Raw genomic sequence first — 10,140 nt, forward strand, 5'->3', positions numbered from 1 at the left:
ATCCACAGCCTCAGCCCAGGAACACAGGGAGAAGAACCCGATGAGCGACAGCCCCGGACCCCTTGAGCCGTCCCGCCGCACCGTGCTGGGGGCGATGGCCGCCCTCACCGCCTCCTTCGCGATCGGCGTTCCGTCCGCCCGCGCCGCGACCGGATCCGCGTACGTGATGGGCTACTTCACCGAGTCCCCGAACGGGCTCGGTGACGACTACGGCCTCCATCTCGCCGTCAGCACCGACTCGCTCCAGTGGATGCCGCTGAACCAGAACAACCCGGTCGTGACCCCGACCGGGGGCACCGGCGGCCTGCGCGACCCGTTCATCCTGCGCAAACAGGACGGCACGTTCGTCGTGCTCGCCACCGACCTCAAGGGCACCGACTGGAGCCTGCAGAGCCAGTACATCCATGTCTGGGACTCCGCCGACCTGCGCTCCTTCACCGGCTACCGGCGGCTGAAGCTGCACGACATGGCCACCCACAGCTGGGCTCCGGAAGCGTACTGGGACGCGGGCCGCGGGCAGTACGGGATCATCTACTCGGCCGTCAACTCCACGGGCCACAACGTCATCATGGTGAACTACACCACCGACTTCGTGACCGCGTCGACGGCGCAGGTCTTCTTCGACCCCGGCTACGACATCATCGACGGCGACCTGGCCGTGGGCGTCGTCGGGGTCAACTACCTCTACTTCAAGAAGGACCAGACGCTGGTCGGCGCCAAGTCGAGCTCACTGGACCCGGGCAGCTTCACCGTGTTCAGCACACCCGTCGCGCACGGCGGCACCGAGGCCCCGATCCTCGTCAAGTCCCAGACGTCGGCGACCTGGTACCTCTGGGGGGACACTTACACCCCCAACGGTGTCTTCTACGCCTGGCAGAGCGGCGACCTGGCCACGGGCACCTGGACCGCGGTCGACCAGCGGCTCTACACCCAGCCGGTCAACTCGAAGCACGGCACCATCCAGCCGATCACCACCACCGAGTACGACAACCTCGTGACGGCGTACGGCAAGCCGGGCTGGAACCGCATCAAGTCCTACAACTACCCGGACCGGTACGTCCGTCACGCCGACTACGTCGGCCGGATCGACGCCTACCCGTTCGACCCGTACACCGACGCGGAGTGGAAGCTCGTGCCGGGGCTCGCCGACAGCTCCGGGGTGTCCTTCCAGTCCGTCAGCTACCCCACACGCTATCTGAGGCACTACAACTACCAGCTGCAACTGGACGTCAACGACAGTACGACGACGTTCGCGCAGGACGCCACGTTCTACCGGACCGCGGGCCTGGCCGACACCTCCTGGTCATCTTTCCGCTCCTTCAACTATCCGGACCGTCACATCCGCCACGCAAACTACGTCCTGCGCATCGATCCCATCTCCACCAGCACCGAGAAGGCCGACGCCACGTTCACGGTCGGCTACTGACGCCCCGTCATCCCTCAGTACCCAGTCCCCAGGAGACACCCCCATGTCACCTCTCCGAAGAGTCCTCGCCACCATGGCCGCGGCAGCCGCGGCCCTCGGCGGACTCACGGCGACCGCCCCCGCCGCGGCGGCCGCCGACTCGGGCACCTTCAACGTGCTCAGCTACAACGTCGCCGGACTCCCCGAGATCATCTCCAGTGCCTCGACCCCGCGCGACACCAGCACCACGGCGATAGGCCAGCGGCTCGGCCCGTACGACATCGTCCACGTGGAGGAGGACTTCAACTACCACTCCTATCTCTACGCGGGCGACACCACGCACGCCTACCGCACGCCCACCAGCGGTGGCGCCGGGATCGGCAGTGGGCTCAACACCCTGTCGAAGATCTCCTACGACACCGACGACTTCGAGCGGGTGCACTGGAACTCCTGCCAGATCGACTCGGGCGACTGCCTGACCCCCAAGGGCTTCACGTTCATGCGGGAACGGCTGGCCGAGGGCGTGTACGTCGACTTCTACAACCTGCACACCAACGCGGGCACCAACGACGGCGACCTGGCCTCGCGGGCGGACAACCTCAACCAGCTCACGGCCTTCATCCAGAGCCACTCCAAGGGCAACGCCGTGGTGGTCATGGGTGACACCAACACCCGCTACACGCGTGCCGGCGACACGATCGCCGAGTTCGGCGCGGCCAACGGCCTGACCGACGCCTGGGTCAAGCTCATCCGCGGCGGCACCCCGCCCGCCAAGGGCAGCGACGCGCTGGTCTGCGACCAGACCGGCGCCACCGTGCCCAACACCTGCGAGGTCGTGGACAAGATCCTGTACCGCGGCAGCAAGCTGGTCACGCTCAACGCCACGAGCTACAACAACGAGCACGCGAGCTTCCTGACCTCGGACGGGCTGATGCTCTCCGACCACGACCCGATCACCGCCAAGTTCACCTGGTCGCGCAACCCCTCCTTCCAGCTGAGCGACCAGTTCGGCGGCCCGCACGGGGACTACTTCAACGACATCGACAGCGTGCCGGCCGGGGCCAGGGCGACCGCCCTCACCCTGCGCAGCGGCTCGCGCGTCGACCAGATGGGCTTGACGCTGAGCAGCGGCACGACGCTGACCCACGGCGGCACGGGCGGCACCGCGTCGTCGCTCACGCTCGGCAGCGGCGAGTACGTCACCTCGGCGCAGCTGTGCCAGGGCGTGAAGGACGGCAACACCCGGATCTTCTACGCCAAGTTCACCACCAACCTCGGCAACAGCCTGGCGGGCGGTGCGTCGACCTCGGACTGCGTGACCCGCACGGCGCCGTCGGGCTGGCAGATCGCCGGGTTCCACGGCCGCACGGGCGACGAGGTCGACAAGATCGGCTTCATCTACACCCAGCGCTGACCGGACACGACCGAGCCCGTGGCTCCTGGTGTGCGCACACCAGGAGCCACGGGCTCACTTGCTCACTTGCTCAGTCACGAGGCTCGGCTCACTCACGAGGAAAGCCACTCGGTGGCGTTCAGGGCGAGGGCGGCGTTGGTGGCACCGGTGTCGTTCCAGCCGTCGTAGAGCGTGTTGCCGGACTGGCCGGTGCCGTCGTCGATCGGCGAACTGTCGCCCCAGAAGGCGACCTTGCCGCTTCCGAAGGTGCTGGTGGCGAAGAAGGCCCCGGTGTTGCCCGAGTAACCGGAGCGGTAGAGCAGGCCCTTGGCCGCCGAATTGTCGGCGGGCTTCAGCGTGACCGTCGTACCGTTGGCGATGAGGCTCTTGGTGACGGTGCCGAACGAGCCGTGCAGGACCGCGTTGGTGCTGTCGCTGATCGCCGCGGGGTAGCCCGAGCTGATGTTCAGCGAGTCGACGGAGAAGCCGAACGGGTCGGTGGAGTCGACGCTGTTGTTGGTCATCAGATCGTTGAGGATCTTCACCGCGTCGTAGCCGTCGCTGTTGCGGTCGGCCCCGGTGTGGTCGGAGATCATGAACAGACCGCCGCCGTTCTTCACGAACGTCATGATCGCGGTCTTCTCGGCCGTGGTGAAGAGCGTGTTGGGCTCGGGCAGCACCAGCGTGTCGAAGTTCGACAGGTCGGTGGCCGAGCTACCGCCATACGTCAGCTTGGAGCCCGAAGGCAGCGTGTCCAGGCTGTAGTCGCCGGTCTTCTGCAGGGCCACGCCCCACGAGGAGAGCGCGCCGGTCCAGTCGGTCTCGGAGGACGGCGAGGAGTCCTCGCTCAGCGGGTTCGGCTGGCTGGTGGAGATGATCCAGTCGGCGTTGCCCGCCGTCTCGGCGTGGCCGTTGTCGAACAGGACGCGATGGGTGGTGGCCGCGTGCGCGGGGGCGGCGGTGGTCGTCTGGAGCGCGGCTCCCGTGAGCAGCACGGCGAGCGCGGTGAGGGCGACGGCGAGTCTGTGGCGGGGCCTTGTGGGGGTGAGCATCCGGCGTTCCTCCATGGGTGGGGGCGGGGGAAGAGGCGGTGCGGGGCGCCGATCTGCGCGCGTAGAACGGCCGTTGAACGACTGCCGTTCGACACAACGGTGGACAGTACAGACGTGATCGAGGCCGCCGGGAGACCCTGCCGCGACTTATCATCAACCTCTTACCTTGCGCCACAACCGGCACGGGGTTCAGGCCAGTTGACTGCTCGCACCGTGGTTGACCGCGGCAGGTGGCCGCCGCCCCGTCAGGACGCGCCGCCCCGTCAGGACGCGTCGACCAGCCAGGGCCTGATCTGTCTGCGCGCCTCGTGCAGCCGGGACTTGAGCGTGCCGAGCGGAATGCCGACGCGCTCGGCGACCTCGGCGTACTCCAGCTGGCAGATGTCCCGGTAGACCAACGGCGCGACCAGATGCGGGTGTTCGCGCTCCAGGCGCTCCAGCGCCTCCAGGAGGTCGATGCGGGATCCGGCGATCACGCTCGTGGTGCGCGGGTCGACGTGCTGCGAGGCGTCGATGACGTCCGGCTGCTCGGCGGCCCGCCGCTTCAGCTCGCGGTACTTCTGACGGGCACAGTTGGCGACGACCGTGTACAGCCAGGTGCTGAACCGGCTGCGCCCCTCGAACGAGGTGATCTTCCGCGCCACCTGGAGCAGGACGTCCTGCGCAGCCTCCTCGGCGTCCTCGCGGCAGGGCAGAAAGCGCCCACAGCGCCGCACGACCTCCGGCCGGATCCCCTGGAGCAGCAGGTCAAGCGCTGCCGGATCACCCGAGGCCGCGCGCAAGGCAAGCTCCTCGGTCGCCGCCGCGTCCTGCACTGGGTGCTCCCCTCGGTGTCGATCAGAGGCCAGGCATCATAGCTCCGCTCCCACGGGTGCACAGACCGGCGGTACGGGTGTGAGGGGTGTCCGTCAGCCCTTGAGGGTGACGCGGTCCGCCGTCTCCAGCGCGCAGACAGGGAGTTCAGCCCTGCCTGCCCCGGTCCAGCAGGGAAGGTCACTGCCCCGTGCCCGCCTCTCGGTCGTCCACGGCGCCCACCACGACGTCCTCAACGACCTCCAGCACCGCTCGGTGGCGGCCGAGGTCGTCACCTTCCTGGAAACGCTGCGCAACGAACTGCGGCCGCTGATCACGGTGCGGTCGAGCGCCTGGTGAGCAACCGCCCGCCCGCTCCGTACGTCTGAACCCCGATCCCGGAAGGTCCCGTCATGGCCTCGATCCTCTCCGTCTCCGGAAGCCCCTCCCCCACCTCCCGGCTACTGGGACGTCGAGGTCGACGACGACGGCACACTGATCGTCGCGCCCGCCACCGCCACGGCGCTGGAGCAGGTCACGGACCACTTCTCCGCCGCGTTGGGAGGCCGTACGACCGTACTCGCGCCCACGGGGTGAACCGCCACCCATGCCCTGTCGTACGAGCACGCGGCCCGACAGGGCATTGACTCCCCCGGGATAACTTAGAGTAGCCTTACCTAAGTTGGCCGGTTTCCGGAGGGTGGCTGGTGAGAACAGGGGAACCATCGGGGCGGGACGTCCTGACACGCTCGATCAAGGGGCAGGCGCGGCGCGTCGGTCTCGGTGCGGCGCTCGGGTGTGTGCATCAGCTGGGGGAAGCCCTGGTACCCGTCCTCATCGGTGTCGTCATCGACCAGGCCGTGGCCGGGCGGGACGCCGGGCGACTGGTCCTCTGGCTGGCCGTCCTCGCCCTCATGTACGTGGCGCTGTCGTGGAGCTTCCGGCTGGGCGCGCGGGCCGGTGAACGCGGCGCGGAAGAGGCCGCGCACACACTCCGCCTGGCGATCGTGCGCCGGGTGCTCGACGCCCGCGGGGGCGCCGAGGAGGGACGGCTGCCCGGCGAACTGGCCAACGTGGCCACCGAGGACGCCAAGCGGGTCGGCGCGGTCAACATGGCGCTGATGAGCGGCATCTGGGCCGTCGCGGGCGTCACCGTGAGCGCCGTGGTGCTGCTCCTGACGTCCGTGCCGCTCGGGCTGATCGTGCTGCTGGGCACGCCCGTCCTGCTGTGGCTGGGACATCTGCTGAGCAAGCCGCTGGAGCGCCGCAGCGAGGCCGAGCAGGACCGGGCCGCCCACGCTTCGGGGGTGGCCGCCGACCTGGTGGCCGGGCTGCGGGTGCTGAAGGGGCTGGGCGCGCAGCAGGCGGCCGTCGAGCGCTACCGCCGGACCAGCCGTGTCTCTCTCGCGGCCACCCTGCGCGCGGCACGTGCCGAGTCCTGGCAGACCGGGCTCGTCCTGGCCCTCACCGGTGGGTTCATCGCGCTGATAGCCCTGGTGGGCGGGCGGTTGGCGCTCGACGACTCCCTCACGCTGGGCCAGTTGGTGTCCGCGGTGGGTCTCGCGCTCTTCCTGCTCGGGCCGTTGGAGACGCTCGCCTGGGTCAACGCCGACCTGGCGCAGGGCCGCGCCTCGGCCGCCCGGGTCGCGGAGGTGCTCGCCTCGGCACCCGCCGTCGTGGACGGGGACACCCCGGTGCCGGACCCGGTGCGTGGGGAGCTGCGGCTGCGCGGCGTACGTCTCGGTGGGCCGGACGGCGTGGACCTGGATCTGCCGGCCGGCCGGCTGACCGGGATCGCCGTGACGGATCCGGCCTGCGCCGAGGCCCTGTTGCGCTGCCTGGGCCGGGAGACGGACCCGGAGTCGGGTTCGGTCGAGCTGGACGGCGTGCCGTTGACCCGACTCGATCCGGCGGAGCTGCGGGCGGCGGTACTGGTGGCCGCCCACGACGCCGTACTGTTCGACGGCTCGCTGGCCGCGAACGTGACCCCGGGCGAGGAGTCGGCGAGCGACCTGGTGGAAGGAGAGCCGGTTCTCCGGACGGAGCGCGCCATGGCCGCCGCACACGCCGACGAGGTGGCCCGCTCCCTGCCGCACGGCGCCGCCACCGGTGTCGGCGAGGGCGGCCGGTCCCTGTCGGGCGGGCAACGCCAACGCGTCCTGCTGGCACGGGCCCTGCGCGCCGGGTCACCCGTCCTGGTCGTGCACGATCCGACGACGGCCGTGGACGCGGTGACCGAGGCACGCATCGCCGACGGGCTGCGCAAACTCCGCCGGGGACGCACCACGGTCGTCGTGACCAACAGCCCGGCGCTGCTCGCCGTCACCGACCGGGTGGTCCTCCTCGACGGCGGCCGGGTCGGGGCCGAGGGCACGCACGCGGAGCTCGTACGAGCCGACGCGACCTACCGGACGGCGGTGCTGGCATGACGGCGGAAAGCGAGCGGACGGATTCCGAGCGTGCGCTGCTGCCCACGGCCAGTCCCGCTCGTACCCGGGCGGCGGTGCGCGAACTGCTGGGCCCGCACCGAGGGTTGGCCGCCGCCGGGTTCGGCCTGATGGTGCTCGCCACCTCCGTCGGACTGCTCACCCAACCGCTGCTCGGCCACATCGTCGACGTGGTCACCGAGCGGCGCTCCCCCGACGCGCTCACACTGCCCGTGGTCGCGCTGGCCGGGGTGGCCGTGGTGCAGGGCGTCACGACCGCGCTGGGCATGTCCCTGGTGTCCCGGCTCGGCGAGACCGTGCTCGCCCGGCTGCGCGAACTGTTCGTGGAACGTGCCCTGTCACTGCCCCTGAAGCGGCTGGAGAAGGCAGGCTCCGGCGACCTCAACGCGCGCGTCACCCGTGATGTGTCCCGGGTCGCCGACGCGGTACGCGGCGCCCTGCCCGAGCTGGCGCGCTCCGCGCTGTCGATCGTGCTGACCCTGGGCGCCCTCGCCCTGCTGGACTGGCGGTTCCTGCTCGCGGCGCTCGTCGCCGTGCCCGTGCAGGCGCACACGGCTCGCTGGTACGTGCGCAACGCCGTGCCCCTGTACGCCAAGGAGCGCATCGCCACCGGGGCACAGCAGCAGCAACTGCTGGACACCATCGGCGGGGCCCGGACCGTGCGGGCGTACGGGCTTCAGGCCGACCACACGCGACGGGTCACCGAGCGCTCGCGGGCGTCGGTGGAGCTGACGATGAGGGGGGTGCGGCTGGTCCTGCGCTTCTACGGCCGGCTGCACATCGCCGAGTACGCGGGACTCACCGCCGTCCTGGTCACCGGGTTCCTGCTGGTGCGCTCCGGCTCCGCCTCGGTCGGCACGGCCACGGCCGCCGCGCTCTACTTCCACAGCCTCTTCGGACCGGTCAACACCGCGCTCGTGCTGCTCGACGACGCCCAGTCGGCGACGGCCGGGCTGGCTCGCCTGGTCGGGGTGGTGGACGAACCGGCGCCCGCGGCCCCCGCGTACACGGGCGACCGTACGACCGCCGCCGGTGCCCCGTCCGTGACGCTGACCGCCGTCTCCCACGCGTATGTGCCCGGCCGCCCGGTGCTGCACGGCGTCGACCTGGAGATCCGGCCCAAGGAACGGGTCGCGCTGGTCGGCACCACCGGCGCGGGCAAGACGACCCTCGCCAAGCTGGTCGCCGGACTGCACCGCCCGGAGGAAGGCCGGGTCGACGTCGGCGGCGCCGAACCGGACGAGTCCGGGGGGCTGGTGGGGCTCGTCACGCAGGAGGTCCACGTCTTCGCCGGGCCGCTCGTCGACGACCTGCGGCTGGCCCGCCCGGCGGCGGACCACGAGGAGCTGCGGGAGGCGCTGGCCACGGTGGGTGCCCTCGGCTGGGCCGAGGCGCTGCCGGCGGGCCTGGACACGGTCGTCGGCGACGGCGGCCACCGGCTGACCGCCGACCGGGCCCAGCAACTCGCCCTGGCCCGCCTGCTGTTGGCCGACCCACCCGTCGTCGTGCTCGACGAGGCGACCGCGGAGGCGGGCAGTTCGGGCGCCCGCCAGCTCGACGAGGCCGCCGAGCAGGCCCTGCGAGGCCGCACCGCGCTGGTCGTGGCGCACCGACTCAGCCAGGCCGCCGCCGCCGACCGGGTGGTCGTCCTGAGTGACGGCCGGGTCGTGGAGAGCGGCACGCACGACGAACTGCTCACCGCCGGGGGCCCGTACGCCGCCTTGTGGCACGCGTGGTCCGGCAGCCGCTCCTGGGGCGACCGCCCCTGACCCCGTCCCCCTCCACTCCTCCTCGACCCGGCCACCTCCGTCGAACCGACCGCGACGAACCCACCGCGACGAACAGAAGGATCATCCGATGACCCGCGCCACCAGAGCCTCACGGCTGTCCGGCCTGCTCGCCTCCGTACTCCTGCTCACCGCCGCTGCGGTCGGCTGCGGCTCCTCCGACTCCGACTCCGGCTCGTCCCCCTCCGGCGCGTCGGGGGCGGACTCGAAGTCCGTCGCCGGCGCCTATCCCGTGACGCTCGACCACAAGTTCGGCAGTACGACGATCAAGTCCGAGCCCAAGCGGATCGTCACCGTCGGCCTCACCGACCAGGACGCGGTCCTCGCTCTGGGCAACGTGCCGGTCGCGACGACCGAGTGGCTGGGCGGCTACAAGGGGGCCGTCGGCCCGTGGGCCCAGGACAAGCTGGGCGGCGCTGCGGCGCCGACCGTCCTCAAGGACACCGGCACCGGCCCTCAGGTGGAGAAGATCGCCGCTCTGAAGCCCGATCTGATCCTCGCCGTGTACTCGGGGCTGACCAAGTCCCAGTACGAGAGCCTGTCGAAGTTCGCGCCGGTCGTGGCCCAGCCGAAGGCGTACAACAACTACGGCGTGCCGTGGCAGCAGCAGACCGAGGAGATCGGCAAGGCGCTCGGCAAGGAGACCGAGGCCAAGGCGCTGGTGTCGGGCGTCGAGGACAAGTTCGCCGCGGCGAAGAAGGCCAACCCGGCGTTCGCCGGGGCCTCCGCGGTCATGGCGACCCCGTACGAGGGCACGTTCGTGTTCGGCAGCCAGGACCCGCGCTCGCGGTTCCTGTCCGACCTCGGCTTCTCGTTGCCGAAGGACCTCGACAAGGTGATCGGGGACCAGTTCGGTGCCAACATCAGCAAGGAGCGCTTCGACCTGCTCGACCAAGGCGTCGACGTGTGGATCGTGCCGGACACCACCACGGCGGTCACCAAGCTGCACAACGACAAGATCTACGCCGACCTGAACGTGGTGAAGCAGGGGCGCGAGGTCTTCGTCAAGGAGACGAGTGACTACGGCAACGCGGTGTCCCTGTCGACCGTGCTGAGCATCCCCTACGTCCTGGACCGCATGGTGCCGCAGCTCGCGGCGGCGGTGGACGGCAAGGCCGCGACGAAGGTGGAGCAGCCGGCGTCCTGAACCAGCCGTACGGATGGGGGGGGGGGGTTCAACGGGGGGTCCGCCCCCCCCCCCCGCCTCTTTCCCCCCCCCCTCCAAGACCCTCCCGCCTCCCGCCCCTCCCATTTGTTTTCCTTT

At 70.6% G+C, this 10,140-nt stretch carries 7 protein-coding genes and 2 pseudogenes; 7 read left to right on the forward strand and 2 right to left on the reverse strand.

What is annotated here, in order from left to right:
• The first annotated feature begins 40 nt into the window (after window positions 1-40).
• Complete coding sequence (locus ACZ7M3_RS11525; RefSeq protein WP_472062585.1) at window positions 41-1,426, forward strand: glycoside hydrolase family 43 protein; 1,386 nt, start codon at window positions 41-43, stop codon at window positions 1,424-1,426.
• Between the two features lie 43 nt (window positions 1,427-1,469).
• Window positions 1,470-2,819, forward strand: coding sequence for a jacalin-like lectin (locus ACZ7M3_RS11530; protein WP_472062587.1), 1,350 nt, complete (start codon window positions 1,470-1,472; stop codon window positions 2,817-2,819).
• Window positions 2,820-2,911: 92 nt separating this feature from the next.
• Here ACZ7M3_RS11530 and ACZ7M3_RS11535 read toward each other — a convergent pair whose 3' ends face one another.
• Both ACZ7M3_RS11535 and ACZ7M3_RS11540 read right to left on the reverse strand, forming a co-directional pair.
• Window positions 2,912-3,850: a hydrolase gene (locus tag ACZ7M3_RS11535; protein WP_472062589.1), complete on the reverse strand. Its 939-nt coding sequence runs from the start codon at window positions 3,848-3,850 to the stop codon at window positions 2,912-2,914.
• Window positions 3,851-4,113: 263 nt separating this feature from the next.
• The gene (locus ACZ7M3_RS11540; RefSeq protein ID WP_472062591.1) at window positions 4,114-4,665 is read right to left on the reverse strand and encodes an RNA polymerase sigma factor; all 552 of its coding nucleotides are present in this window, start codon (window positions 4,663-4,665) and stop codon (window positions 4,114-4,116) included.
• 175 nt (window positions 4,666-4,840) lie between these two features.
• Between ACZ7M3_RS11540 and ACZ7M3_RS11545 the strand changes: the two are divergent.
• From ACZ7M3_RS11545 to ACZ7M3_RS11565, 5 genes and pseudogenes are all read left to right on the forward strand, one after another.
• Window positions 4,841-5,002: pseudogene (locus ACZ7M3_RS11545) on the forward strand (alpha/beta hydrolase); the annotation flags it as partial.
• A gap of 114 nt (window positions 5,003-5,116) precedes the next feature.
• Window positions 5,117-5,239 (forward strand): annotated as a pseudogene (locus ACZ7M3_RS11550) (NADPH-dependent FMN reductase); the annotation flags it as partial.
• 110 nt (window positions 5,240-5,349) lie between these two features.
• On the forward strand, window positions 5,350-7,071 hold the full coding sequence (locus tag ACZ7M3_RS11555) for an ABC transporter ATP-binding protein (protein ID WP_472062593.1): 1,722 nt from the start codon (window positions 5,350-5,352) through the stop codon (window positions 7,069-7,071).
• Window positions 7,068-8,858: an ABC transporter ATP-binding protein gene (locus tag ACZ7M3_RS11560; protein WP_472062595.1), complete on the forward strand. Its 1,791-nt coding sequence runs from the start codon at window positions 7,068-7,070 to the stop codon at window positions 8,856-8,858. The genes ACZ7M3_RS11555 and ACZ7M3_RS11560 overlap by 4 nt, the downstream gene beginning before the upstream one ends.
• An 88-nt stretch (window positions 8,859-8,946) precedes the next feature.
• Entirely contained in the window at window positions 8,947-10,023 is a 1,077-nt protein-coding gene (locus ACZ7M3_RS11565; protein ID WP_472062597.1) for an iron-siderophore ABC transporter substrate-binding protein, read from the forward strand.
• The last annotated feature ends 117 nt before the right edge of the window (window positions 10,024-10,140 follow it).

This window comes from Streptomyces sp. NPDC111656, from assembly GCF_055656965.1.